This window comes from Mesorhizobium sp. WSM4311 (assembly GCF_002295115.1).
Taxonomy (GTDB): Bacteria; Pseudomonadota; Alphaproteobacteria; order Rhizobiales; family Rhizobiaceae; genus Mesorhizobium.
The window spans coordinates 116034-142072 of sequence record NZ_NSFV01000013.1 but is presented as its reverse complement, the minus strand read 5'-3'; the positions used below and the strand labels follow the sequence as shown (position 1 = coordinate 142072).

Annotated in this window: 23 protein-coding genes and 1 pseudogene; 20 read left to right on the top strand and 4 right to left on the bottom strand. The window is 57.7% G+C overall.

Annotated elements, in window-relative coordinates; genetic code table 11:
• Nucleotides 1-104 precede the first annotated feature (104 nt).
• The gene (locus CK226_RS27605; RefSeq protein ID WP_024505367.1) at nt 105-803 is read right to left on the bottom strand and encodes a secretin N-terminal domain-containing protein; all 699 of its coding nucleotides are present in this window, start codon (nt 801-803) and stop codon (nt 105-107) included.
• A 187-nt stretch (nt 804-990) separates the two neighbouring features.
• On the opposite strand from CK226_RS27605, the gene CK226_RS27600 reads away from it, so the two are divergent.
• The 12 genes from CK226_RS27600 to CK226_RS27545 all read left to right on the top strand — a co-directional run bounded on the left by CK226_RS27600 (nt 991) and on the right by CK226_RS27545 (nt 10541).
• The gene (locus tag CK226_RS27600) at nt 991-1500 is read left to right on the top strand and encodes a nodulation protein NolB (RefSeq protein ID WP_024505368.1); all 510 of its coding nucleotides are present in this window, start codon (nt 991-993) and stop codon (nt 1498-1500) included.
• A gap of 9 nt (nt 1501-1509) precedes the next feature.
• On the top strand, nt 1510-2373 hold the full coding sequence (gene sctJ, locus CK226_RS27595) for a type III secretion inner membrane ring lipoprotein SctJ (protein WP_024505369.1): 864 nt from the start codon (nt 1510-1512) through the stop codon (nt 2371-2373).
• On the top strand, nt 2366-3004 hold the full coding sequence (locus CK226_RS27590) for a nodulation protein NolU (RefSeq protein ID WP_306462320.1): 639 nt from the start codon (nt 2366-2368) through the stop codon (nt 3002-3004). The genes sctJ and CK226_RS27590 overlap by 8 nt, the downstream gene beginning before the upstream one ends.
• The gene (gene sctL, locus CK226_RS27585) at nt 3001-3624 is read left to right on the top strand and encodes a type III secretion system stator protein SctL (RefSeq protein ID WP_024505371.1); all 624 of its coding nucleotides are present in this window, start codon (nt 3001-3003) and stop codon (nt 3622-3624) included. Before CK226_RS27590 ends, sctL begins: the two co-directional genes overlap by 4 nt.
• Nucleotides 3621-4979 (top strand): type III secretion system ATPase SctN, encoded by a 1359-nt coding sequence (gene sctN, locus CK226_RS27580; RefSeq protein WP_063169268.1) that lies wholly within the window; start codon nt 3621-3623, stop codon nt 4977-4979. Before sctL ends, sctN begins: the two co-directional genes overlap by 4 nt.
• A complete protein-coding gene (locus CK226_RS27575) occupies nt 4955-5467 on the top strand; it encodes a hypothetical protein (RefSeq protein ID WP_063169269.1) in 513 nt (170 codons plus the stop codon). The genes sctN and CK226_RS27575 overlap by 25 nt, the downstream gene beginning before the upstream one ends.
• An 89-nt stretch (nt 5468-5556) precedes the next feature.
• The gene (gene sctQ / locus CK226_RS27570) at nt 5557-6585 is read left to right on the top strand and encodes a type III secretion system cytoplasmic ring protein SctQ (RefSeq protein ID WP_095769044.1); all 1029 of its coding nucleotides are present in this window, start codon (nt 5557-5559) and stop codon (nt 6583-6585) included.
• Complete coding sequence (gene sctR / locus CK226_RS27565; protein WP_029354851.1) at nt 6578-7243, top strand: type III secretion system export apparatus subunit SctR; 666 nt, start codon at nt 6578-6580, stop codon at nt 7241-7243. Before sctQ ends, sctR begins: the two co-directional genes overlap by 8 nt.
• 2 nt (nt 7244-7245) lie before the next feature.
• Nucleotides 7246-7521 (top strand): EscS/YscS/HrcS family type III secretion system export apparatus protein, encoded by a 276-nt coding sequence (locus CK226_RS27560; RefSeq protein WP_024505375.1) that lies wholly within the window; start codon nt 7246-7248, stop codon nt 7519-7521.
• An 8-nt stretch (nt 7522-7529) separates the two neighbouring features.
• On the top strand, nt 7530-8348 hold the full coding sequence (gene sctT, locus CK226_RS27555) for a type III secretion system export apparatus subunit SctT (protein WP_063169270.1): 819 nt from the start codon (nt 7530-7532) through the stop codon (nt 8346-8348).
• On the top strand, nt 8345-9382 hold the full coding sequence (locus CK226_RS27550; RefSeq protein WP_024505377.1) for an EscU/YscU/HrcU family type III secretion system export apparatus switch protein: 1038 nt from the start codon (nt 8345-8347) through the stop codon (nt 9380-9382). The genes sctT and CK226_RS27550 overlap by 4 nt, the downstream gene beginning before the upstream one ends.
• A gap of 355 nt (nt 9383-9737) precedes the next feature.
• Complete coding sequence (locus CK226_RS27545; protein WP_024505378.1) at nt 9738-10541, top strand: hypothetical protein; 804 nt, start codon at nt 9738-9740, stop codon at nt 10539-10541.
• Nucleotides 10542-11066: 525 nt separating this feature from the next.
• Here CK226_RS27545 and CK226_RS27540 read toward each other — a convergent pair.
• Nucleotides 11067-13127 (bottom strand): hypothetical protein, encoded by a 2061-nt coding sequence (locus CK226_RS27540; protein WP_245437864.1) that lies wholly within the window; start codon nt 13125-13127, stop codon nt 11067-11069.
• 1402 nt (nt 13128-14529) lie between these two features.
• Here CK226_RS27540 and CK226_RS27535 point away from each other — a divergent pair.
• The 6 genes from CK226_RS27535 (at nt 14530) to CK226_RS27510 (ending at nt 20438) form a co-directional block, all read left to right on the top strand.
• A complete protein-coding gene (locus tag CK226_RS27535; protein WP_081714433.1) occupies nt 14530-14859 on the top strand; it encodes a hypothetical protein in 330 nt (109 codons plus the stop codon).
• A gap of 71 nt (nt 14860-14930) precedes the next feature.
• Nucleotides 14931-15173, top strand: coding sequence for a nodulation protein NopA (locus CK226_RS35775; protein WP_224570034.1), 243 nt, complete (start codon nt 14931-14933; stop codon nt 15171-15173).
• 117 nt (nt 15174-15290) lie between these two features.
• Nucleotides 15291-16181 carry a hypothetical protein gene (locus CK226_RS27525; protein ID WP_024505382.1) on the top strand — a complete coding sequence of 297 codons (891 nt, stop codon included), beginning with the start codon at nt 15291-15293 and terminating at the stop codon, nt 16179-16181.
• 232 nt (nt 16182-16413) lie between these two features.
• Complete coding sequence (gene sctV, locus CK226_RS27520; protein ID WP_063169272.1) at nt 16414-18477, top strand: type III secretion system export apparatus subunit SctV; 2064 nt, start codon at nt 16414-16416, stop codon at nt 18475-18477.
• A gap of 53 nt (nt 18478-18530) precedes the next feature.
• The gene (locus tag CK226_RS27515) at nt 18531-19073 is read left to right on the top strand and encodes a tetratricopeptide repeat protein (protein ID WP_082826568.1); all 543 of its coding nucleotides are present in this window, start codon (nt 18531-18533) and stop codon (nt 19071-19073) included.
• An 894-nt stretch (nt 19074-19967) separates the two neighbouring features.
• Nucleotides 19968-20438, top strand: coding sequence for a MucR family transcriptional regulator (locus tag CK226_RS27510; protein WP_024505385.1), 471 nt, complete (start codon nt 19968-19970; stop codon nt 20436-20438).
• Nucleotides 20439-20666: 228 nt separating this feature from the next.
• Here the strand turns inward: CK226_RS27510 and CK226_RS27505 are convergent, their stop codons facing one another.
• Both CK226_RS27505 and CK226_RS27495 read right to left on the bottom strand, forming a co-directional pair.
• Entirely contained in the window at nt 20667-20879 is a 213-nt protein-coding gene (locus CK226_RS27505) for a cold-shock protein (RefSeq protein WP_008874821.1), read from the bottom strand.
• Between the two features lie 1543 nt (nt 20880-22422).
• A complete protein-coding gene (locus CK226_RS27495) occupies nt 22423-23544 on the bottom strand; it encodes a DUF418 domain-containing protein (RefSeq protein WP_063169274.1) in 1122 nt (373 codons plus the stop codon).
• Nucleotides 23545-24295: 751 nt separating this feature from the next.
• On the opposite strand from CK226_RS27495, the gene CK226_RS27490 reads away from it, so the two are divergent.
• Nucleotides 24296-24754 carry a response regulator transcription factor gene (locus tag CK226_RS27490; protein ID WP_224570033.1) on the top strand — a complete coding sequence of 153 codons (459 nt, stop codon included), beginning with the start codon at nt 24296-24298 and terminating at the stop codon, nt 24752-24754.
• Nucleotides 24755-24998: 244 nt separating this feature from the next.
• A pseudogene (locus CK226_RS27485) lies at nt 24999-25431 on the top strand (helix-turn-helix domain-containing protein); the annotation flags it as partial.
• Nucleotides 25432-26039: the final 608 nt, after the last annotated feature.

The window sequence follows — 26039 nt, the reverse complement described above, 5'->3', positions numbered from 1 at the left end:
TCATCATGAGCGGATTAGCTTTCGAGAAACTGACGAGTTTGCGAAGAGTTCACAAAGGGGTAGCCGCAGTCATGTTCTTCAGAGCTGCGGGAAATCCTCAATGTTCATTTCTTGCCCAGCTCAGGCTTCCCGCCAACGCTATCCTGTTGTGGGATGTCAGAAGAATAAGAAGCATCCGGTCGTCCGTCGCGAACGACCGTAGTGGAGGAGCCGCGAAACAAGATCAGCACTGATTCCTTTGGCGTTGCCGCTATGTGAGTCTGCGCCTGCGCCTGCGCCACCAAGCCGTTAAAGGTCTGCTCCACGAGTGCGACGAAGCGCGGTGGACCGGAAACGAAGACGAGGCCATTGCCTGGCACGGGTTTGACCACATAGCGCTCGTCGGAGATATCAAGCTTGTCGAGAGCCCCCTTGAACGCATCGAAGCGAATCGACGTCATCAAAAGCATTCGAGTTTGCGATTCTTGTGCAGCAGACACATAGAGCACAAGGCCGTCATAGTACCATTGTAGACCGTAAAGGTTCGTCAAGCGGTCGAGGAACGCGCGCGGTGGCAAATCAGGCATACGTCCGCGAATTCGCCCCTTCACCGCAGGACTGATGTTGACCCTGATATTCAGGTTGTTGCCGAATTCCTGCAACGCTGCAGCGAGCTCCTGATCCAGAACCGTGTATCTATAGGGTGTCGCCGGAAGGGACAGCGGGACTGCATGCGCCGGGTGAATCCCGGTGGACAGAAAAAACCCGGCACAAAGAAGTCTCAAAACATGCAGGGTGACGGGTTGGATAAGCGTTCTCGGCATGTCGCACTGATAAACCAAACGCTGAAATCATCACAAGTGACTAAATTGCCGAAGAGATTTTAGATTGTCGAAATGACGCCGCCGTTAGTCAGCTTGTTGTCAGCTTGCCCCCCTAGGAGTGTTGCGCCGACACCGGGTGATGAATGGGCGGGGCTCGCCCGGTCAGAGAGAGCAACCGAGTCCTTACATGATGATGCCTGTCACGTCGATCTCTGCCACTCTAACGGCTGGCCTCCCCAGGGTCGGATCACCGTCGATTGTCGAGCAGGCCCAGTTTGAGCGCGCCTTAGGGCATGCAGCCGACTCGCTGAAAAACGATGCCGCCGCGGGGCCAGCGAGTGCGGCGCCAGTTGCTGCGGCGATGGATGTTCAGCGCGCGGCTGCGCCGACGAGCGGCATGGGCGATCGCGTGTTGCAGACGATTTCCTCCCTATATCCACACAACACTGTTTCCTTCCCCGCGCTCGACCATGACATAGCCCTTTCGAAGGGCGCTCTACCGGGACCGGCGCAGAAGCTTCCCGTTCCAGGTGAGGCGGGAACCGGAATCTCGGGCATTCCCCAACAAGGGCAAGACTTCGAAACGATGATGGCTGGTCTTCGGGATGTTTACAACGGCGTCACCCAGGTGGCGCTTATCTCCAAAGGCGTCAGCGGCGTCACATCATCCGTGAATAAACTTTTGAAGGAAGGCTGAACCGCGCGCATGATTGGCTTGGCCGAGGGCGAAATCATGCGTGGCCTGTCAGGGTGGCGGTCGGTTAGACTTGTCATGCTGCCAGTTCTCGTCGCCCTCACTGCTTGCAAAGCCGACCTCTACACGCAATTGCAAGAGCGTGAGGCAAATGAAATGCTCGCACTTCTTGAAGACAACGGGGTCGCCGCGATCCGGGTGGTCGCCAAGGATGGAACCAGCACGATCCAGGTTGACGAAAAGCTGCTCGCCTTCTCAATCAACCTTCTGAACGCCAAGGGGCTGCCGCGCCAATCCTTCAAGAACCTCGGTGAGATATTCCAAGGATCAGGCCTGATTGCCTCGCCGACCGAAGAGCGTGCCCGTTACGTGTATGCCCTGAGCGAAGAGTTGTCGCGGACGATCAGCGATATCGATGGCGTTTTTTCTGTACGTGTTCACGTCGTGCTGCCGCATAACGACCTTGTGCGAGCCGGTGCCACGCCATCCTCGGCCTCGGTGTTTATCAGGCACGACGCAAAAACAAATGTCGCGGCTCTGCTGCCAAAGATAAAGATGCTTGTAGCCGACAGCATCGAAGGCCTGTCCTACGATAAGGTGGAAGTGGTTTTGGTGCCGGTAGAACGTTCCGCACACGAGCAACGGCCCGATCCGACTGCTGTTTTGCCACAAGCATCACTACCTCTTCCTGCGCCACTTCTGGCGACCGTAACAGGTTTTGCCGCAGCCGTATTCGCCGTGGCCTGTTATCTCTTGATCGGCGTTGTTACGCGTCGGCGCAAGCAATCAACCGGCGTTTCCAAGGTCGAGGGGCGCCGGGATGCTTCTGCTGTCGAGGCCATTCGCAAAAGAATGCCTGCAATTGGACGTGGGTGACATCTCATTGCCAATGCCTATACAGACCGCCCGACCTGATGGTCCGCACTTTCCGGGCGCGAGCGAGCTTGCGGCTTCGGCCCATCCAACCCGTCTTGCGGCGCGTCTTGATCCAGCGTTATCGGCCGAAACGTTAGTGAAGTTGCAGAAGTGTTCCAGACTGCATCCAAGGCTGGCAGAATTGCTGGGCAACGATGACGTGGATCTGAACCACATCGGCTGCAGGCCGGACCTTCTACGCGGGCATGATCCATATCGAGCGACCCTTCTTGCTGGTAGTATCTGGCATGCCCGTTCGCTGGTCGCGTTTGTCTCTCAGCCTGAGCTTGCCATCCTTGTTAAACGCATCGGCGTGGATGCACACGCATTCGGAATCCGACACCTGCTGCATGCTGTTGACAAAAGACTGATCTCGGACCCAGAAAAACTCGCTCAGCAAATCGAATACGATGGACACGCATGTCTTGGAGCTTGGCTCCAGGACAGTTCAGCGACCGAGCGTAACCGCGTGCTTCTTCGATTGCCCGAGGGGACTGCCGCGGAGACTCCAGCACATGAGCATTGGACCGCCGCCGGCCAATTGCTTTCACTTGTAGTAGCTCATTTTGAGACAGAGACCCCGGTGAAATGACAGTCGAACTTTCCGAGGGGCCAATAGCGCCGCAGATGCGTCCAGTCGGACCACTGATACCCGCGAGCGAGCTCGAAACCTGGCACAGCGCCGCGCAAGCCCTTGCCGCGGCAGAACGGCATCGGCAGCGCGTTCGAAACTGGGCACGCGCGGTTTACCAGCGGGCGTGGGCGCGCGGCCACATGGAGGGCTCGAATGCAGGCACCGAGGAGATGGCAGGGTTGATTGCGGAGACAATCTCCGAAATCGCGCGACGAAAGGCGGCTCTGGAGCAGGAATTGCCGCAGCTCGTGATGGAAATATTGAGCGATCTTATCGGCGCTTTCGATCCGGGCGAGCTATTGGTGAGGGCTGTTCGTCACGCCATAGAGTGTCAATACAGCGGCGCCGACGTTTGCCTTCATGTTTCTCCCATGCAAGTCGACATGCTTGCACGAGAGTTTGCTCGATGCGACGGCCAGGATGGTCGACCAAGGGTGCGGATCGAGCCCGACCCGACATTGTCGCCGCAACGCTGCGTGCTGTGGAGCGAGTACGGCAATGTTGACCTTGGACTTGACGCCCAGATGCGCGCGCTGCGCCTTGGTTTCGGGACGCTCTGTGAGAAAGGCGAGCTATGAGAAAGCCCGTCCCAGAACATAACGCTGACGCCCACACTCGAGCTCTCGTTCCAGCAATCTCGTCTTTGAGGGCTGCGGCCAAGCGAATTGACACGCGTGCGGTGCGCGGTCGGATCACGCGGGCTATCGGCACACTGGTTCATGCCGTCTTGCCAGACACTCGTATTGGGGAACTTTGCCTCCTAGAGGACCCGCGAACCGGGCTGTCGCTCGAGGCCGAGGTGATCGGCCTGTCGGGTGATGGTGTATTGCTGACACCGATCGGGGACTTGGTGGGCCTATCCAGCCGCGCAGAGGTCGTGGCCACTGGCCGAATGCGTGAGGTGCCCGTCGGCGGCGATTTGCTCGGTCGCGTGATCGACAGTCGTTGCCGCCCATTGGACGGCAAAGGCGAAATCAAGACCGTCGAAACTCGGCCCCTGCATGGCAGAGCCCCCAATCCGATGACGAGGCGCATGATTGAGCGGCCATTCCCGCTTGGGGTCCGTGTCCTCGATGGTCTGCTGACGTGCGGCGAGGGCCAGCGGATCGGGATTTATGGCGAGCCAGGTGGTGGCAAGTCGACGCTGTTGTCACAGATCGTAAAGGGTGCCGCCGCTGACGTCGTCATAGTGGCGCTCATAGGCGAACGTGGACGGGAAGTTCGTGAATTCATCGAAAGGAATCTTGGTGAAGAGGGCCTTCTCCGTACGGTCGTCGTGGTTGAAACATCCGACCGCTCGGCGGTAGAGCGTGCGCAATGCGCTCCAATGGCGACTGCGCTCGCGGAATATTTCCGCGATCAAGGCCTACGCGTTGCTCTCATGCTGGATTCGCTGACGCGCTTCTGCCGCGCTATGCGCGAAATAGGCCTTGCTGCGGGTGAGCCGCCGACGCGACGGGGCTTTCCTCCTTCCGTTTTTGGCATGCTGCCAGGCCTGCTCGAGCGCGCCGGCATGGGTGAGCGGGGCTCAATCACGGCCTTCTATACGGTGCTTGTAGAGGGTGATGGCACGGGTGATCCAATCGCCGAGGAATCGCGTGGTATTCTCGATGGCCATGTCATCCTCTCACGCGCTATTGCGGCGCGATCGCATTTCCCCGCTATTGATGTGCTGCAGAGTCGCAGCCGCGTCATGGATGCAGTCGTTTCGGGGACACATCGCAAGGCAGCATCCATTTTCCGCGAGCTCCTGTCGCGCTATGCCGAGACCGAGTTCTTGATCAATGTTGGCGAATACAAGCCAGGTGGAGATCCCCTGACTGACCGGGCTGTCGCGTCAATCGACGAACTGAGGGAGTTTCTGCGCCAGAGCGAAGATGACGCGTCAGATTTCGAGGAGACGGTCGCATGGATGTCGCGTCTGACCGCGTAAACTGGATTCAGTCTTCGAGTATACGGCTTCTGAAGGAAATGCAAGAGCGTCGTGCCCTTGGCGAGCTGTCCAAGAAGGAAGCCCAGCGCGATGTGGCCGCCTCAGCCGTACAAAATGCCTCTAGGGAGCTTGCAATGATACAGCAACATTGTTCAAGAAAAGAAGCAGCGCTCTATCAGCATCTGATGTCACTCGACAACTTGTCTAGCGCAGCGCTCGACCGTCACCGCCTTCACACTGAACAACTTGCCGCTGAGATCAATTCCAGACGGCAGATGCTTGATGATACCCAAATCGCTCAAGAGGAGGCTGAGATGGCGGCGTCCAGGACGAGGGAGCTATGGGTCATATGTTCGGCGGCAAGGGACAAATGGCAACAAATCGAGGACGACGTGCGGCGCGCCGTCGAGACTCATTCGGAGGCCGCAGCCGAGATCGAGGCCGACGATGAGATACTGCTGAAATATGCGAGGGGGTCGCTTGCCTAAATGCCGCGCAACCGGATCCGACGGTCGCAAGAGGTCGTCCGAATGACACGACCGTGCAGTCTTTGATAGGCGCTGCGGTCACACCCGCCATGTTCGAACCAGTTCTGAAACTGTCCCACACGGTTGTCTCGTGGCTCAATGATACAGCAGCGCCGCGCACGCCGTTTCAAAGCCGGATCAACGAGGTGCCGCTATCGGTGCGAACGGCAGGGCTTGTCTGGCAGCAGGAACCTGCTGCCATTCCGATGCTTGACTGCGTCTGGAGAGTGGGAGCCGAAACGGTCATCTTGTCACTGTCGCGCCCGCTCGTAGAGGAGTTCATCACGACAGTGCAGAACGGCTTGGCCTTCCCTTCCGAGCCAACTGCTTCGCTAATTCTCGAACTCGCTCTGGAGCCGCTTGTCACTCGACTGGAGGAGACGACGCGTCTGAACGTGCAACTCGTGCGGGTATGCGAAGCCACGATGCTGGCTCCTCATCTTGAACTCGACATCATTTTCGGCGCGGTCAAGGGCAAGGGCCGTCTATTCCTGTTCACGCCACTTGACGGCTTAGTACCGCCTGCGTTTCGCGCGCTAGGCGAACTGCTTGCCCAGTTGCCGCGGCAGCTGGGCGGGCTGCCTCCAGAGCTCCCGCTCATTGTTGCAGGAGAGGTCGGCACGCTTCGCCTTCCTGCGGCGCTTCTTCGAAGCGCATGTGTCGGTGATGCATTGTTGCCCGATATTGCGCCGTTCGGCCGCGGCCAGATCACCCTAGCTGTCGGCCAGTTGTGCGCCGAGGCGGATCTTGACGGCGATGAATTAATCTTGCGGGGGCCTTTCCGCCCGCGACCGTGTCCTTTGGAGAGTGCGCATATGACACAACCCGGATCGCAACTGGAGCTTACTAAGGATCTCGACGATGTCGAGATCGTGCTTGTCTTTGAATGCGGCCGCTGGCCTATTTCTCTTGGGGAATTAAGAAGTGCCGGCGAAGGGCATATTTTTGAACTTGGATGGCCGATCGACGGCCCGGTCGACATAGTGGCCAATGGTCAGCGTATCGGGCGTGGCGACATTGTCCGCATCGGAGAAGAGCTGGGCATCAGGCTCCGTGGCGGGTTTGCATGCAATGAGTGAAGCTCAGCCGACAATCCTGGCGCTTCTTGCGGTTACCGCCGGACTCGGTCTGCTGGTTTTAGCAGTTGCCACGACAACGGCCTTTGTAAAGGTATCAATTGTTCTTTTCCTCGTCCGCAATGCGCTCGGGACCCAGACCATACCACCCAATGTGGTGCTGTACGCCGCGGCGATGATCCTCACTATGTTCGTTAGTGCGCCCGTTGCTGAGCAGACCTATGACCGCATGTCGGATCCCAAGCTCCACTATCAGACATTCGACGACTGGGTAAGCGCCGCTAAAGCCGGAAGTGAGCCCTTGCGCGAGCATCTCAAGAAATTCACAAATGAAGAGCAGCGGCGATTTTTCCTATCTTCGACAGAAAAGGTCTGGCCAGAGGAAATGCACGCTGCAGCCACGCCTGATGACTTTGCAATACTTGTACCATCTTTCTTGCTATCAGAATTGAAGCGCGGATTTGAGATAGGATTTCTACTTTATCTGCCTTTTATTGTTATAGATCTGATAGTGACAACTATCTTGATGGCAATGGGTATGTCGATGGTCTCACCAACTGTTATATCTGTTCCGTTCAAGATCTTCTTGTTTGTTGCCATTGATGGTTGGTCAAAATTGATGCATGGGCTTGTGCTGAGTTATACGTTACCGGGAGGCTGATCATCACTGAATCCAGCATCATTACTCTTATGAGCCAATCACTGGTGGTTTTCATGATCTGGATTCTACCGCCGCTCATTGCATCAGTGGTTGTCGGCCTCGTCATCGGCATCCTCCAGGCGGCGACGCAGATCCAGGATGAAAGCTTGCCGCTCACCGTGAAGCTTCTGGTCGTTGTCGCGGTGATTGGGCTGTTTGCTCCTGTGCTAAGCGCCCCGCTCATAGAGCTAGCCGATCAGATCTTCACCGAGTTTCCCGCAATGACACTTAGCTACTAGTCCGCCCCATGGACGCGCCATCGGCCGATATTCAAATTCTGATCCAGACGGCTTTCGAACTCGTCGTTGCGGCAGGTCTTGGGGCAGCCCGCGCGATGGGCATCATGCTGATCTTTCCCGTATTCACACGCTCGCAGATCAGTGGGCTGATCCGGGGCTGTTTGGCTGTTGGCTTCGCACTACCATGCCTGGCACACGTCAGCGGCGGATTGCCGGCGCTGGATCCTGATACGCGCCTGATCCAGCTAACCCTGCTCGGATTCAAGGAAGTTTTTGTCGGTGTACTCCTTGGCACTTTTCTTGGCATTCCGCTTTGGGGCCTTCAGGCTGCCGGGGAGCTTATCGACAACCAACGCGGCATCAGCAGCCCGACCGCTTCGGCCGATCCCGCGACGAACAGTCAGGCTTCCGCGATGGGCGTTTTTCTGGGGATCACTGCGATTGCCATATTCGTCGGATCAGGAGGCCTGGAAACTTTGATCAGTGTCCTGTACCGCAGCTACTTGATCTGGCCGGTGTATCAGTTTCACCCGACACTGAGCGGGCCAGGAGCAATGGAGTTGTTGGGGCTTCTCGACAGCATAATGCGCACGGCATTATTGGTTTCGGGGCCTGTCGTGTTCTTCCTGATACTGATTGATATATCGATGATGCTGCTGCGTCGCTTTGCCCCGCAATTTAAGGCGAGCCAACTGTCTCCGGCAATCAAGAACATTGTCTTTCCAGTTCTCATGGTCACCTACGCTGCCTATCTGGTGGAGAGCATGAAACTGGAGGTCACACGTGCCAACGGCGTGCTGGAGTGGTTCGACAAATTGCTGCCATGAGCGACACAAGTGAAGAGAAGACACACGCCGCCAGCCCGAAGAAGTTAAGTGAAGCGCGCAAAAAAGGACAGCTGCCACGTAGCTCCGATTTCGTCCGCGCGGTCGGGACTTGCGCTGGGCTCGGCTACCTTTGGCTAAGAGGCAGCGTGATCGAGGACAAATGCCGGGAAGCGCTCCTATTAGCCACCAAGTTGCAGAGCCTACCTTTCGATACCGCGGTGCCGCAGGCATTGGTTGTGCTCGTCCAACTCACAGTCGCGGCTGTTGGCCCGCTGCTTGGAACCCTTGTCGCCGCGGTGATTTTGGCCAGCCTGCTAGCCAATGGTGGATTTGTCTTCTCTCTGGAGCCGATGAAGCTCAGCTTTAAGAAAATTGACCCCTTTGAAGGGCTGAAGCGCTTGGGGTCTGCTCGTTCCATGGTCGAAGTCTGCAAGACCATGTTCAAGGTATTGGTTCTCAGCGCAACCTTTTCCATTGTCCTTCTCGGGATGTGGAAGACAATGGTCCCTCTGCCGATCTGCGGCATGGGCTGTGTTGGCCTCATCTTTATGGAGACAAAATTGCTGATGGGAATTGGCGCCGGCGCACTGCTGGTCGGCGGACTGATCGATCTTCTGCTCCAGCGCGCGTTGTATCTGCGCGAAATGCGCATGACCAATACCGAAGTGACGCGCGAGTCGAAGGATCAGCAAGGAGCGCCAGAGTTGAAAGGTGAACAGCGTCGCATCCGCGAGGAGGCGGCCGACGAGCCTGCGCTTGGCGTGCATCGCGCCACGCTGGTCTTAACAGGAAGGGCGGTCCTGATCGGTCTGCGTTACGTTCGCGGTGAAACCGGGGTGCCGTTCTTAGTTTGCCGTGCCGAAGGTGAGCGCGTTTCACATGTGTTGAGCGAGGCGCGGGCACTACGCCTGACGATCGTCCATGACCATGTCTTAGCGCGTCAGCTGATAGGCACTACAAAACTCGGCCACGCGGTTCCTATGCAATATTTCCAGCCTGTCGCGAAAGCATTCTTTGCCGCAGGCTTGGCCTAGTCATGGAAGTCCACGACTGCCCAGTTCAAAACTGACCTGGCTCCATGCTAGTGGCAAATGTCGGCTGGCCATCCGTGCCCCAGTGTCTCTGTCAGGCCAACCGCGCAACCGCGGGCCTGGGGCAATCACTCCCCTCGGATCTGCCACCCAGCAACTACGGCAAGTCCTCCGGGCATGACCTTGCAGCCTCTGCTGGCCGGTGCGTGGCGCAGTCCGAGGTTTTGAGGCCGGCAGTGCGGATTTGATTGGTGCAGCCGTTGGAATGCCCTCGTCAGCTAGTCGTCAACTAAGCGCCCTATGTTGAACAGCCGTGCTAACTTGAGCTCGGTTGCGAAACATAGGAGTACGAATCGTCATGTATGGTCGAATTGGTGGCTCATCCGATAGTTACCGCGCGCATAATGCCGGCGAGCAATCGGATGCAGGAAGCGAAGGGTTCGCGGACACATTTGCCCGAATGCACTTATCCGGATCGGAAGGTAGCGGCGCCTCATCATCGGCGGCTCCCCAAGCATACTCCCTCAATTCCCGACCTCCTGTGGTGGAGATCAACAGGACTTCCTTCAGGAGACAGGTGAGGCAATTTCATGGTGATGAAATCACGCACATCGCCGACAATCCTCAAGAGTATTCGGAGTTCGTATCGTCACGAGCCAGGCGCACCGCGGACGTTGCTCAGCAATATGGCATCCGTCGAGATACGGAGCACGCGCGATATTTCAGTTACCAATTGGGAGACCGGAGTGCCGGACTGCTGAGAATGGAAGGCGGATTCAGCATGAACGAGTTCGAATCGGAAAGTTGGCGGGAACAATTTCCTGGTCGAACTGAGGTCACTTCCATAGTGGATCTTCAAGTCGCCCATCCGCTCGTCGAAAATGCGGGCGATATTCTGCTGGAGCATCAACTTCGGATAGACGGCGACCGACCGTTGCTGAATTGGCGTGCGGCTAATCCGGAAGCACAAGCGCGCGCGCAGACGATGGGGTTTGTTGAAGTGGATCATGGCGACCTGGTGCTTGACCCTACGCAGCATCCCGACAAATGGACGAAGAACAGTGCCGGTGAGTGGCAGCGTGCAGGCAAACCTCCACTCTATCTCCACAAAACCGAGGATAGCGACAGCAGCGATAGCGGGTCCGACGACGATTTCATGTGATTTGTCGACCCGCCGCCGAGCCTTGCAACTGGTGACGGTTGCAAGGCTGTTGGCAGTGAATGCTAATTGTCCGGCGACAGCCCCGCCTTAGCGCCAGCGCCGCCGAGCAATCCAGCCCATCTCCCAGACAATAAACTGCGGATGCGCATCGTGGGTGCTTGCGAGCGGATTGTATTCGGGCCGGAACTCCGCCTCTTGGAACCGAGCTCTCCCGAATCCAATTTTCTCCACCACACCGTTGGGTCGTTGCGATGCGCCGATCCCGATCGGATCGGCTATGCCTGCTCCGCGCTCGCAGGAAGACCTTCCGCCTCGATCTTGGCGGCGCGATCTCGGCGATAAGTTGGATGGGAGGCAAGATACGCCGCCACGTCAACAGCCGGTAACGCGACATCGCAAATCGGCCCTGACGGTAGCCGATCGACTCCAATCGCCGGACCGCAACTCGCGCAGCGGCATTCGCGGTTTGGCCAGGAGAAATGCTCGCTGACTCACAGCGTGGCCGGCCGCATTCTGAGTGCCCTGTCATGCAGCCTGCGCCGACGGGAGCTCGGCACGCGAATGGCGTGGTTGGCGGCCAAGCCCTGAGGTCAACAAGGACTTACAGAAAGCGGGGGTGAGTTTGCCGCGATGAATTATGACCTTCTCGCGACCGGACCTAGCATCGGCTTCCTCTCGCTCTCGATTGTAGCCGCGCTGTTCGTTGGATTTAACGTGGCAAGCGGTGAATTCGGAATCAGCCAGCCCTTCCAAGTTTCTGGCCATGACGGGGCGACTCGTGTGGATGTGCACCCACATCGGGCTCGGCATCGCACCATTGACCAGCATCTTGGGCTGCAGCTTCATCTCAAACAGCTTTCCTGGCTCGCCACGCAGCGCGACCGGTGCCTCCGGCGGCATCAATTCGTCGGCATTGCACAAATGTTCCAGGTATTTTTGCGCCGGAAATGCGTAGGTCTTCATGCAATCAGTCGTAATGCCGGCTTTTCCTTCATTCAATGCGTTGGCCTGTCCCAGCACCATGTTCAGCAACCCTTTGAGCTGGTCTGTGCGTTCGTGCACTTTGGGTAGCTGGGTGGAGGTGAGTAGCAGGCGTACATTACGCCCCTGCAACCCGGCGAGACAGGTTTGCATCTCAATGGCCTGGGCTCGCAGGTACTGGGCCACATCGTCCACGACCTTACCGGCCTCCTCAGGCTTCATCTGGCGCACTTGGGAGACGACGCTTTGCTGACCGGCCAGATCGAACTGCAAAAGTTCGTCCAATCGTTTGAGCCGCTCCGTCAATACCTCCATTGACAACGCGGCGCCCCCGATTGTCGAGCCTGCCCCCGACGAACTCGCAGCCACCTCTTGCGCTCTCACCTGTGTACTCGCAACTTGATCCGAGCGCGCGAGAACCTTGGCTGCTGGCACTGTGCCGGCGTTCGCAGCGACTGGTGTTGATGGCTGCCCGGCGGCAGAAGTCCCGGCGCGAGCTGCCGACTTATGCTTTGACTTCCCTTTCCTTCGCGCTGTAGTGCCTTCTGACACTGCAGCCGTACCAGCAGTGTCAGCCGGTATCGCAGCGCCTGCCCTGGCCGGCATCGCAGCGCCCGCCTGGGCCTGTGGCGCCATGATGGCTGACGGCGGAGACTGCAGGTTCAACAAGTGCATGGCATCGTGCGCAGTGATCCATGCATCGTCCACGATCCGTTCGAACAGTTTCAATGGGAGGCCGGCATCTGGGTAGGTATGGCTTAGCTTGGTATGCACCTCGTGCAACGCCAATCCAAAATCCGAAAGCCGCTCCATGATTTTTTCTACAACCGCGCAATCATGAGCGTTGAGTGTTTTGCCATCATCCATTATGCCCTTCGCCAAAGAGAGGGCGCGAAGAGCTTCTTGAGCGGCGCTTGCCATCAGCTGCACCACTCCATTTCGACCGACGAGGAGTTCCTTCAAATCTGGCTCGAACCTGCTCGCCCGCAGTTCAATCTTGGCCCGCGCAAGACCGATCCGCTCACGGACCAGCCAGATCCTGACACTCAGTACCGAGCCGGCACGCAGCCGCAGTGCGCACCGCTCGGCTTCCCGCATCACGGGCGTTCCACTGGATAGGCTAGCGGTGGCAGCGCAGGCGGATCGCTGCCGTTCGGAGCGCCATGCCTTTTTTTCCCACCACTTAATTGCCGCCGTATGGTGGTTCTCCACATTTAAAATCAACAGCTCCTGCCGGTCCGCCTGGGAGTAGGAGTAGAGTTTATCGACCATACCTGCCGCTTTCTTGGTCTTTTTGTCCAATTTCGTGATCGTCGACAGGCCAAGTTTGTCTACTTCATTCGCGGCGTCGCACACGATCTGGCAACATCTACGCACCTTGTCGTCTGGCATAATTGTCTGCGCCTCAGCCGCAGGCAGGCTAGCGCGGTACTCCAGAATTGCTGAGGCTGCATCGACGACCCCACTGATCAGCTCCACCGCCTCCTCGGGGACGTCGGTTTTCCTGGCCGCAGCCTCGCAATCAGTCAGTTGTTGAACAAGACTGTTCATTCTGAGCTGTGTCGGACTGATATCTTTATTTGACGATGAGCTGGTGCCTTCCACCTGCGCGGTTGATAGTTGGCTACCGACCGGCGCCATGGCTTCGCCCTCAGACATGGAGGGAGAACCGCGCCGCCTTGCGGCTGCGCCACGTGGCGCTACGGTTCCGCGTGGTGGCGCAGCGGCTCCACGTGGCGGTGTGTTCAGGATTTGATCTTCGCCAATCGAGGCGCCTGGCAGACTTTCGCGGGCATCGCCTGGACCGCGCGCAACTGGAAGGGAGGAGGGCCTCCTATCGGCGTCCCCAGAGCGCATCTGCTCCACAACGGAATCGAATGACTGTCCACCTTCTCCCGCAGCAAGACTTGATTGCGAAAGGGAACTGCTCGCCCGCCCCGCGCGGCTGGCTCCAGTTTCAGCCTGCGATTTCCGTGGTCGGCCAATGCCCTTCATATTGCGTCTCCGTAGTAGGCGAGAATGTGCTGCTATTGTGCTGGCGGCTGACGAGACCAGCGGCATCTTTCGGTTAACGTCACGGTCAGCCAGACCCGCGACGGCGTAATGTTCCCGCCAAAGTGCTTCTCAGTAGCAGGCCAAGATTGGCCCGAGCTCACAGGACTTTCGCAACGTTGCCATCGATGTCCTGAGATTATCAGCGCTTCAGTCCGCCGATTTCCAGGAACAGCGAATGAAATCAGACCAACTCGGCTAGCTCCCCTTCCTAGACACGTGCCTGACGATTTTATTGATGCGTCACTCCTCTCGTTCGCCACCGACAAAGTCACACATTTGCTTCAGAGAAGCGTGTGCGTTGCGTATCACGCGGACCATTTCGATCTATAGTTACAAAAAGTGTCGAGACGGGACCTTTGGATCCGAAGGTCAGGCACGGCCGGCCTAGATAGACCGCTTGGCTGACGATTAGCTGACGATGGGAGTTCTCACGAACAGGGCAAGAAAATCCGACCGCTTCAAGCTTTCGATATGGTGAGAAGAGGATCCGCACCGGCCTCCCAAAGCCGGCAGACCATCCCATGTTCGTACGGTCGCCGACCTTCTCGAAGCCAATGAGCTCACCGCGCCGGGCCGTGATGTGCAGGCGAGAGAATGGTGATGCAAAGACCGAGTTCCTGCTCGTTGCGTGCGCCCGTGGAGCCAGCAAGAATACGGTCATTGCGGTCATGCAGCACGTGGACCGTGTCTCCTGTTCGACACCACAGCATCGAGGATGCAAACGAGCTGCTGCGGCTGCCATTCGGTCGCGGCATGCGTGGACGGCGGGATTGGCCGAACAGCCGAGATCGTGGTCGACTGTTCGATGCGAGAGCAACATCCTGCAGAGCATACGTTTTTGCGCTGGCCGGTTTTTGTCAAAAGCCGTCAGGTTCTCGAAAGCTCCCGCCCTTAGCTTGATCGAGGCTAACCTTTAACACGTCGCCGCCAATGGCAAATGCCGGAGTACCTGATGATAGCAGCAATTGGGAGTGGAGTTGGCAACCTCGGGACTTCCTTGATCCGAAAGGGCCATGGGGATTCGAAATCCGAGCATTCTGGTGATGGCAAGCCGGCTGATGGCAATGATGGCAAGCCAGCTGGTGGGAATGATGGCAAGGCAGCTGGCGGGAACGATCGGGCGGATAACCGGACCGTTTCAAATGATCAACTTCAAGACAACTCACAGTCTGCAGCACAAAGTGAAGCCTTCCAAAGTATCCTGCGATCGTTCGCGTTCCAATTCGCGAACGATGCGATGGCTGAGGCCGATGAAGCTTTGGATGACACAGAAGATGCCTGACGCGGGAAATCCGGCGTGAGGTCATACAGGCCGTTATTGACGGCACAACTCCAACAGAAAAAGGAATGATCATGGCTGCAGTTGATAATAATAAAAAATCAGGCAATACCAATACCAGTAGCGCCGGCAATACCGATAAAACTAACAGTGGCACTCCCGGCAATACAAGCGGAGCTGATGCTACTGCTTTTCAGGCGCAAGTGCAGGAACTAACCAATGTTAGCTTGGAGGCGACGAAAAGGAGTGTCCAGTTGCGCACTCTAACGACCAATCTCCAGACCATCAAGAAGGCCGCCGACGAACGCGTTTCGTAATGTCGGAAGCGGGTTTTAGACTGCCCCCTAGCGCGTCTCCTTATTGACGCGACGTAGTCCCGAAATGAGCCGCATGGCAATTGCCATGCGGCTTCTATCCTGTTTGAGAGATGCTCTGTGGATGACGCCGTTTCCCTCCGTTTCGAAGTGCGTTCGGGGCACTATTGCGGTCTGACCGGCAAGACGGATCTTCAAAAGTGTTTAATCGGCAGCGGCTTCGATGCCGATTTGGTCTTTGTCGAGCAGGGACTGGCACCGCATCACCTTCGTGTAACTCTTCTTGGCAAGTCGATCGAACTGGAGGCGCTTGCACCCGGACTCAGTATCGAGGGCAACCGGAATATCGCCGCAGGCCAGTCCGTTGTTGTGCCCCTTCCTGTCGTCCTGCTCGTAGGCGAGATGTCCATTGCTTTGTCCGTGCAGGATGCAGAGCCGCCTGGTTCGACCGGCATACCGCGCCTACCGATCGGTGTGCTCGCCATGGTCATAATCAGCTCACTCGGGATCGGCGCGCTTTCAGGCACGATCTCCTATCTTGGCAATGCAAGTGGATCGAGCCCCAATTCACTTCGGGCTGAAGTCGCGTCCAGAACGATCAGTCACCGCGCTGACAATGAACTTACGGAGGCAGCGGCCCAAGAGCTGCAGGAGGAAGTCGATCGAGCGGGTCTTCTCGACGTCAAGATTGGGTCGGCAAAGGGTGTTGTGACCGCCGAAGGCACCGTCACGTCTGAATCGGTCATCAGTTGGCAGAAGCTTCAGCAATCGTTCGATCGTCGCACCAAGGGTACTCTAACACTGGTGAACGGAGTGCTCATCAAAGAGGAGAAGGCGCCATCCGCAATCGCGGTCGAAGCTGTGTGGCATGGGGTCCAACCATATATTGTCATCGACAGCGAGAAGTATTTTGTCGGCGCCATTTTGGCTGATGGATGGGTGGTCGAACGTATTGAGGACAGCCGTGTGCTGCTGAGCAGGAATGGCCGCATTGCTGCTCTCCAATATTGAAAGCTCGCAGGCCCCATCAAGCAGCACTCTATGGCCAGCCAAACATCCTGTCGCGCTCGGTGCTGACAAGCTGGCTGCGTTGGAAACATTTGCTGCCCAGCCATTTCGCGCCTGCTTGTGGCTCTCATGCAGGGTCACGCGCTGGCCAAGGCTGAGGCGCCTTCGGAGTTCGAAAGCCACGTTTCATGGCGTAACAGCAGAGTAAGTCTCAACCGATTGCAAAGGTGTCTCGATGGCCAACGTCCTGCGTGACTTCATCAAGCGTGCGCCGGCCAGCCCGGATTTAATGGTTGCGTTGATGCTGCTTCTGGCTGTCGCGATGATGGTCATGCCTATCCCGGTCGTGGTGGTCGACGCCCTGATAGGATTCAATATGGGGTTGGCCATACTGCTGATGATGGTTGCCCTGTATGTCAGTACTCCACTTGATTTTTCCTCTTTGCCCGGCGTTATTTTGATTTCCACTGTATTCCGTCTCGCGCTCACGGTCGCAACGACGCGACTGATCCTGGCCGAGGGGGAGGCCGGCAGCATTATTCATACTTTTGGCGATTTCGTCATTTCAGGCAATATCGTGGTGGGTTTCGTCATATTTCTGGTCGTCACCATGGTGCAATTCATGGTCCTCGCGAAGGGTGCCGAACGGGTGGCAGAAGTGGCGGCGCGTTTCACGCTGGATGCTCTGCCGGGCAAGCAAATGGCGGTCGACGCAGAGCTACGCAACGGCCACATCGATGCCAACGAATCCCGCCGGCGGCGCGCCGAATTGGAGAAGGAAAGCCAACTCTATGGCGCGATGGACGGCGCGATGAAATTTGTGAAGGGCGATTCCATCGCCGGGCTGGTGGTTATCTGCATCAACATGCTGGGTGGAATTTCGATCGGCCTGCTCTCCAAGGGCATGTCCTTCGGCGAGGTACTGCATCACTACACTCTGCTGACGATAGGCGATGCATTGATATCGCAGATTCCGGCCCTTCTGCTCTCCATTACTGCGGCGACCATCGTCACCCGTGTGACTGGGACGGCGAGGATCAACCTCGGTACAGAAATGGTCAGTCAGCTCACGGCCAGCACTCGAGCCTTGCGACTGGCGGCCGGCGTCCTGGTTGTAATGGGGTTCGTTCCTGGGTTTCCCCTCCCCGTCTTTCTGATGCTGGCCGCAGTGTTCGCTGCGGTAAGCATTGTCAAGGCTGATGTGCTGGGCGCCGGCACTGCCGATGCGAAAGGTGGAACTGCAGCGGAGCCTAAGCAAGCCGCGCCTGCGAAGGAATTCCCGATCGCATTTTTTCTAGCGCCAGATCTTATGCAGGCGGTCGATCAAGCCGAATTGCAAAAACATATTGGGCGCGTTTCGCTCCTGGTCACAGCCGATCTGGGCATTATCGTTCCTCGCATCCCTGTCTTGGTTGACGAGCAGCTGCCTGAATCGCAATTCCGAATTGATGTCGAGGGCGTGCCAGTCGAACAGGACGCCTTAGATCCAAACCAGATGGCGCTCCGAGCCGATGTAGCGCACGTCGACTCGAGCGGTGTCCCCCTTAGACGTGAGCCGAAAACGGACAGACTCCCGGTTGAACATACCCCTGCAAAGGCCCTTACGGGCGCCGGCACGGAGCATAGGGCTCCCGGCGAACTCCTCGCCTTGCGCGTCCATGCAGCGTTGACCCGCTACGCACCGCGATTGGTGGGCATCCAAGAGACCCGACATTTCCTGGGCCGAATGGAGCAGGAATATTCTGAGCTTGTGAAAGAGGTGCTACGCACGACGCCGATTCCTCGGATTGCCGATGTTCTGCGCCGCCTCCTGGAGGAAGGTATCCCAATCCGCCACACCCGTCTCGTGTTGGAGGCATTGGCCGAATGGAGCGAGCGTGAGCAGAACGTTGCCCTGCTGACGGAATATGTCCGTTCTGGTTTGAAGCGACAGATCTGCCACCGCCATGCCAACACGGAGGGCATCGTGTCCGCCCTGGTCGTCGAGCGCGAGAGCGAGGATGTGATGCGTGGCGCGGTTCGAGATTCGGATGCAGGCCCCTATCTCGCACTGGAGGATCGGCAAAGCGAAGCGATGCTATCACAGATACGTCAGGTCCTTTCGAACGCAGAACCGGGTCAAACCCGCCCTATTCTGTTGACGTCGATGGATGTCCGACGTTTCGTCCGCGGCTTTCTGACGCGAAACGGGGTTGATCTCGCCGTGCTGTCTTATCAAGACCTCGCCTCCGACTTTACAATTCGCCCCGCAGGATCCGTCACACTCCCGCACGGATCGAACAGCGGATTGTTAGAGTAGTCCCACCTTTCCTAACTGAACGCCACGCGCCTCCCCGATAACTGAGAGATAACATGAATAGTAATACAGTTTCTCCATCGCCTATGTTTCTGCGCCGGAACTCACTTCTTTTTGCCGTACTCGCCATTCTGCCTTTGGGCGGTTGCGCCAGCTGGCAAAAGCCGGCTCTTTCCGTGCAGGAGACATCTTCCCCCGAGTTGCTCAGCGCCGATCAAATCGATCCGGCTATGCGCGAACGCATTTTGCGCGAAGTTGGTCAGGATGTTCAAGAGCGGGCTTTGCGGGATGAGGTGAAGCAGCACCCGGACAATGTTGATGCGGCGATACGACTTACAAATGCCTTGGTGGGCCAGAAGCGCCCGCACGAAGCGGTTGAGGTGCTCGACAGCGTCTTGGTTGCAGCCCCAGGAAACGTACGTGCATTGAATGCGAAGGGCGTGATTTTGGACATTGAGGGGCGGCATGACGCGGCACAGGCCCTGTATCGGCGAGCTCTCGAAAACGAGCCAGGCAATCAGATGGTGCAGCATAACTTCAATCTGTCGCTTGCCTTTAACGGCAAGTCCGAACAACCAAGGTTAGCACGATCGCAATAGGTGGGCACAGTGCATGCGCAGCCTGTTCCCCGGCTCGAACACGCGCTCGGCTCCCATCATAGATGGCCCCCTGAAGAGAGCCATATCTATGCAAAACAGTTGCTCCAGATCTGGCCGGCAGAGATCGGCAGGAGAGCCGGATGACATCACGCGGCCACCCGCAAGGCCACCCGCCTCGCTTCGTTGCCAGAGCGCCCTCTCCCTCGCCGGTCACCGTCTCGCAATGCGGCGACCTGGCTTAAGGCGGTCGACCGAGCGCCCGATGCAGTAGCCATGAATACGTAACGCAGCGATGGACCCGCCGGATCGTGTCGCGCTTGTGCTGGCCGTCCCTGCCATTACAGCACGGTGATTGTAGCTGGATCATATTCTAGAGGCATCGATGGTGTGGATGCCTTCGATCCAAACAATCGATTTGTTGAATTCGTCCGCCTGAGGAAATTAGCTGCGGCGATCCGACTTCCGACGCCTGCAGGCGCAAAACCAACAGCGTGAGCGCTGCGGGTCCGGAGGCAGGCTGCAAAGTGCAATCACCAGCGCTGATAAGCGGCAAGTGAAGAATGTATCGCTCGGGCAACTCCTGTGTTGTGCACGGTTGCCCCGCGAGGTGAACTGTAGCAGCTTGGCAGCTCAGCGTTCACGAAAGGAGAAAAGATTTGGGGCCAAGCAAAGACCGGCTTTTTTGATTGTCTTGCTGTATCGCTATGGTGGGGCGGGCGCGACCGCTCCCATAATTCAATACGCTGCCTTTAGCGATGGACGATGACGGGATGCGTCGCCGAGACTTCAATGGTGGAGGAGCAGCGCACCCGTCGATCCATTTGCTTTCAGCGGCAACCGCCACTATGAAGCGACACTTCGCCCAACTGTGTTTCAAGCTGCCCGGAGAAGTTTATGACAGAAGAACCCCACAAGACCGACATCCTCATCGAGCTCACTGCCGATGTTGTATCAGCCTACGTCTCCAACAACCCCGTCCCGGCGGGGGAGCTTCCTGCCCTGATCGCCCAAGTGCACGGGGCTCTAAACGGCACGGCTGGACTCATACCGGCAGAAGAGCCTGTGCCTGTAAAAAAACCTGCTGTCCCGATCAAAAAGTCGATCGAACCGGACTACATCATTAGCCTTGAAGACGGCAAGAAATTCAAATCGCTAAAGCGCCATCTGGCGACGCACTATGGTCTGACCCCAGACGAATATCGCGCCAAATGGGGTCTGCCGTCGGATTATCCCATGGTGGCGCCGAATTACGCCGCTGCGCGCTCCGCCTTGGCCAAGACCATGGGACTCGGCCGCAAACCGAAAGAGCCGGAAGCCCCAGCCACGGCGCCGGCGAAACGGACCCGCAAGAAGGTCGCAGCCTAAATCCGTATCAACAGTCGTTCGGACGCGCAGCAGCCGTTGGCCCAATCTGCGCGGAATCAAAGGGCGGGGATGAGCCCCGCCTTTCCCGTCCAAGAGCCTCATTTCCAGAGTAATTCATGATGGCTCCAGCAATCCCTGCCGCGGCATTAACTTGCATGCTCCGGCCCGGGTTTCGAGCCGTCAATGCGTTCCGGCGATGACGAACCTTGCCAAGGCTTTCCCGGACCGTTAGCCAGCCTTGCTGAGGCTGCCTGCAGAGGACTTTCCCGTGCGGCGATCCTGTTCCACCTCGTAGTTGATCTTCTGGCCCTCATTAAGGGTCGACAGGCCCGCTCGTTCAACAGCGGAAATGTGGACAAAGACATCCTGACCGCCGTTGTCAGGCTGAATAAAACCAAAACCCTTCGTGCTGTTGAACCACTTCACCGTTCCAGTCGCCATATCCATTCCTTTGTAATAAGTCGCAACTTAGGCAGGCCATTCACGCCAGCCTGATTTGTACACGAGACTTTAGGCGCATCAAAATCGGAAAATTGCAAGGCCCACTCGATCGCCTGATCTCCAGCAGCAACTGCAACATATGCGAGGCGCGTGCCAGACGAGGCGTATGCCAGACGTTTCGTCGTGCGCTGTCGCTCGAACGTTGACAGAAACAATGACACACCTTGCAAACTCGGCACATCTTGTGGACGTGCTCGGGTCGCTTCTCGACTGCGATACCCGCTCCTGACCGGGTATCGTCGGCCAAAATGAGAGTTTTTGTCATGTGCCGCCAGACCGAAAGATCAGGCGCGCAGCGACCTGCACATTCAAACCGGAACCCGCGAACCTCGATTAGCTTCTGCCTGCTCCGAAGGGCGGTAGCCTGCTCTGAGGCGGGCCACTGTCGGGTTGAAAACCAACTGTCGGGTTCGGAACCCCAGATTGTCGGCAAGGTACGCGCCGCCCACTGGTTGGCCAAAGGGGCACTGGCTCCTGATCCTGCCGCCATGCTCGCCCGATCTCAACCCGATCAAGACAGGTCTGCTCAAAACTCAAGGCGCGGCTGCGGAAGAAGGCGGCCAAAACTTTCGACGCTCTCTGCGGAACTCTCGGCGATATCTGCCAGCTGTAGGAGCCAAATCAAAAACCATTAATTGCGACAGGTGATTTTATGACATTCATTGCGAAGAGGCCAGAATGAACAGCGGAAGAGAGTAGCAGCTCTCTGGTCGCGGCGAGGTGGATCGTCGACACGATCGGCACCTGGCCCGTGCGGGGATCGCACCGCAGCCAGCACCAGAGCCAGACCTTGACCGCTTGCCTTGCTCAGGCGCCACAACAACGAGTGGCTGGAAGCAGATCCACGTGAACTCAGCGATATCGATCAGACGATGCTTACCCTCATGAAAGCCGATCCCGACGCTGTCCAGCGCCGCGAAATCCTGACCAGCATATGGCGCATCGGATGCCACCGCCTGCACACTCACCATCGACATGCCGGAACTCGGAACCAAAGGCCGCAAGCCTCGCCGGCCTCGGCAAAATGGAGCGGCCGCGCCTTCATCCGGGGCGGCCGGGCCAATGTTCGCCAGGCCCTCTACATGCCCGGCCCTTCGCCCTGCGCTTCAACCCCGACCTCAAGGCAAAATACCAGGCGCTAAAGGCGGCAGGCAAACCCGCAAAGGTCATCATCTTGTTGCGAAAGCTCCTCATCCTAGCAAACGCTCTCCTCAAGGCGCAGCGAAAATGGCCCCTAAAACCCTTGACCGAAACGGATACCTTAGCCTTTCAGGTGAGGCGGGCCGAGATAGACCAACCGCGGGTTTAACTTCGCGAGTTTAAGCTGATTATGCCGATGCAACTCTAGCGCCTGCGCGACCGTTTTAGCTTCCATCAACAAGGCGGCAGGCTGGGAGGAAGTACCCTCCCCTGCCGCGAACAAGCTTTGGACAAAGCCCCACCTTGTCCGTAATGTGATCGGGAGGCCGGGGCGCGGCGGTGCTCAGCGGATGTGACGCGCGAGATCTGCGACCCTACCCATCAGCACTTCCATCGGTCCTCGCTGGAAGATGCGCAGCCAAAGCACCGCAAAAGTGCTGATAACCACAACGAAGCCAAAGAGCGTGGACAGGCTCTCGTCTTTGAAAATGTTTATCTTCATAAGATAGGCTATTCCCGCAATGTGCAGCACATAGGCCGTCAAAGACATCGAGCCGACTGCGATTATTGGCCAGACCAGCTTTCGCAGACGCGGGAGCGCATCCACAGCGAGCATGCAAGCCGCCAAGATGATCATTGCGCAACCGGTGCTGCCCACGATCGAAAGCGTCGTTTCGCTATGAGGTGCGGCTATCCATGACGACTTGACTATAAATGACGACTTGGAAGGCTCAAAAGCGCCGTCAACGTCAGACCACCACAAGGAGGTTTCAGTCAAAGCGCGGGAACTCAGCGCGAGCAAGGATCCCCCATGGCCCAACACGGCCAGCGCGACCCCCGCCAGACCAAGGCGCCAATGCGCTGCTAGCGTATTAAGATTAAGGCGCGCGATGGCCATGCCAGCGATGAGGAAAGGAACCCAGGTCACCGCGGGATAGTAGCCGTTGACCATGAGGTTGAAGACCGGGTCGAGGAGGTTGGGGGCAACCGACAGAAGGGAGGAACGGACTTGCGGGAGAACTAATGCCGTAGCGGCAGCGATCAAGCCCAGCTGATATGCGCTGAGCCGATGGAGCGGCAATACCAACAAGAAGCAAATTCCGTAGTATTCTAGGATGACTTCGACCTGGGTACCGAGGCAGCCCAGGATTGAGCCAAGCGCGAGCAAAACAAGGGCACGAATTGCGACTCTGGCGATGGCCTGTCTACCGGCTATCCCCGACTTCGGCGCCTTGCGACCTGTAATCAGGAGGATTGAAAAACCGGCCAATACGGCAAACAGGGCCGACGGCCGCCCATGGGTTAGTTCCATCAGAAACCCGACTAGTCCTCCTTCGCCGGGGTCGGGACCGAGATGGGCGGCATACATCCCGAAGACAGCCAGGCCCCGAGCGAGGTCGATGCCGACCAGCCGATCTACTACCGACCCATTCCTAGCGTCGGCAACCGGTGCCTTCATTACCATGGTAGATTCCCTTGTTGGGTGTGTGGATCGCGGGAGCCGCGATAGGAGAGCCGGTCGGCTGCTGCCGTCGCCTCGTGAAAGGGTTCAAAACATCGCGCCATCTGGCGCATCGAGCCGGCGACAGAGCTGTTCAGCCATTAGCCTGGGGTAAGAACAACAGATCGGCTCACAAAGCCTGTGTCACGGACCTGAAAAGTGGTGTCGCGGAACCGTCGTTTTTTGCATGATGGCTAAGCCGAGAGATCCACTGCACCGACGAGAGACTCAGCGACGTTAGATATCCGATCAGTACGCCGCGGCTCCGCCGGTGACGATCACCCCGGGTGTCAAGGCCAGGGCGTAAACCTGCCATAATCTGTGGTAGTGCGCCCGCGACCAATCCGTTCGACAAAGCTCGGCGCATGGTCGAGCCAATCATATTCTTCCATGTGGCTGTTGCCTGAAAAACCGAAGACGCCGTTCGCTGGTCCAGCTCCAGACCTCGGCCTGCGTCGGTCATTAGAACCGGCGCGCCTGTTTCCCAAATCAATTTGCTGATGCAGCCGCCGGGGGTCACATTGAGCAAAAGTGCCGAGTTCAGGACGGGTTTCATAGGGGCTCTTCGTTTGGCTTTGTTAACGACCCCTTTCTTGCAAGTTGTAGCTGACAGCAGCCTGAAAGCTCCCCAAATAATTCGCTGCCGCCGGTTCAGCCTATTGTCAGCTTCGACCAATAAGATGGGAGCCTTGCCCTCATACCGGAGCTCGGCAGCATGATGCGAATACTGCTCACTGAAGACGATAAGGACCTTGGAAGTGCTATGCACGATCATTTGGTGGCTGGTGGCCACGCGGTCGACTGGGCCAAGAACCTGTCCGAAGCGCGCGATTATGCAGCTGTGGTCGGCTACGACCTTATTTTGCTCGACGTTCACCTGCCGGACGGCAATGGGATCGACTATCTGCGGGAGCTGATCAAGGAACTTGAATCGGCACCGGTCATCATTCTGACAGCCTGCGATCGGATTTCGCATCGCATCGAGGGCTTCAACGCTGGAGCCGACGACTATTTGGTCAAGCCGTTCGATCTGGGGGAACTCTCAGCGCGTATCCATGCAGTGGCACGTCGCCATGGGCATTTTCCGGAGCCGCAATTTTCGGTTGGGACGCTTTCCATACAGGCAGCCGAGCGACGCCTCTTCCGCGACGGGCAGGAGGTCTACCTGACTTGACGCGGATGGGCGGTGCTCGACTACCGTCTGCCCCAGCCCTGCACGGTCGTTTCAAAAGGGAAGATCGTGGACGCGCTTTTCGGCAGACGGCGCTGATTCATACTCTAAAAGAAAATTCGGCTTCCAGTTGCCTTGGCCATGACTTTCCTTCCCGAGAGATGGGTGACAGTTCATTCCGGATAGATGGGTTACACTTTCGGCCCTTTGCAAGGAGAGCAAGGTGCCTTGGAAGGAGTGTAACGTCATGGAAGAGCGGCTGAAGTTCGTCGCCCGGCTGCTGGACGCGAGAAGATGGCGGTGCTTTGCCGGGAGTTCGATATCTCGCGCAAGACCGGCTACAAGATCCTCACGCGCTACAACGACAGCGGCCTGGAGGGCTGACGGACCGATCGCGGCGGCCCTATCGCCACGCCAATCAGCTTCCGTTTCAAATCGAGAAGCTGATTGTGCGCCTCAAGCAAGACAAGCCGACATGGGGTGCGCCGAAGATACGCGAGCGGCTGGCCCGGCTGTATCCGGATGTGCACCGGCCCGCGATCTCGGCCGTGCATGCCGTGCTCGACCGCCACGGCATGGTCGAGCGCCGCAAGCGCAGGCGCAACAGGGCGACGGGGACACCACTTTCAAACGGCTGTCGCCCTAACGATCTTTGGTGTGCCGACTACAAGGGCGAGTTCGGCAGAGAACACGGCCGGGACAGGGGATCACAAACACTTGACCGTTCCAGACCCTGGCAGTGGCGCATCGATTGACCGTTGGCTCTGTTCGTGGGCACCGAAAATAGGGCCTTCTTGGTCCTCGGCAGAGAATATGGCCCGGACGGGGGATAACAAACACTTGACCGTTCCAGACTCTGGCAGTGGCGCATCGATTGACCGTCGACTCTGTTCGCGAGCGCCGAAAATACGGACGACCCCTATGGTCAAAGTGCACTTCTGACCTGCTAGGCACTGTTCGATAACTGGAGGCACCCGCTACGGTGCCCTCGTATTTAAGACACCTGTCAGTTTCAAGCCTGGACATTGACGCGTGGCGCGGCTGCCATTCGTTGACCGCCACGTCGAATTGCCCGCCAACCAGTGTACAGCCGCCGGTGGTCACATTGAGCAAAAGTGCCGAGATCAGGAGGGGTTTCATAAGGCCTCTTCGTTTGGCTTTGTTAACGACCCCTTTCTTGCAATTGTAGCTGACAGCAGCCTGAAAGCCCCCAGATATTCGCTGGCGCCGGTTCAGCCTACTGTCAGCTTCGATCAATAAGGCAGGAGCCTTGCCCTCATACCGGAGC